The following is a 693-nucleotide window of genomic DNA, read 5'->3' on the forward strand; positions in this document are numbered from 1 at the left end:
GGAGCCGCTGTTGGGATACCACCCTTGCAGTATTGGGTTTCTAACCAGCCGCCGTGACCCGGCGGTGGGACAATGCCAGACGGGGAGTTTGACTGGGGCGGTCGCCTCCGAAAGGGTATCGGAGGCGCCCAAAGGTTCCCTCAGAATGGACGGAAACCATTCGAAGAGTGCAAAGGCAGAAGGGAGCTTGACTGCGACACCGACGGGTGGAGCAGGTACGAAAGTAGGGCTTAGTGATCCGGTGGTATTAAGTGGGAATGCCATCGCTCAACGGATAAAAGCTACCCTGGGGATAACAGGCTTATCACTCCCAAGAGTTCACATCGACGGAGTGGTTTGGCACCTCGATGTCGGCTCATCGCATCCTGGGGCTGTAGTAGGTCCCAAGGGTTGGGCTGTTCGCCCATTAAAGCGGTACGCGAGCTGGGTTCAGAACGTCGTGAGACAGTTCGGTCCCTATCCGGCGTGGGCGTAGGATATCTGAGAGGAGCTGTCCTTAGTACGAGAGGACCGGGATGGACGGGCCGCTGGTGCATCGGTTAGACTGCCAAGTCTACGGCCGAGTAGCCAAGCCCGGAAGGGATAAACGCTGAAGGCATCTAAGCGTGAAGCCCCCCTTAAGATGAGATATCCCATTCGAAAGAAGTAAACCCCCTTGAAGACGACGAGGTAGATAGGGCAGAGGTGGAAGTG

General features: G+C 56.9%; 1 rRNA gene. It reads left to right on the forward strand.

From position 1 onward, the window contains the following. Positions 1-693: ribosomal RNA gene (locus ACESZG_RS18915) — 23S ribosomal RNA — on the forward strand; the annotation flags it as partial.

Source organism: Blautia sp. Marseille-P2398, assembly GCF_964240315.1.
GTDB classification, from domain to species: Bacteria; Bacillota; Clostridia; order Lachnospirales; family Lachnospiraceae; genus Blautia_A; species Blautia_A wexlerae.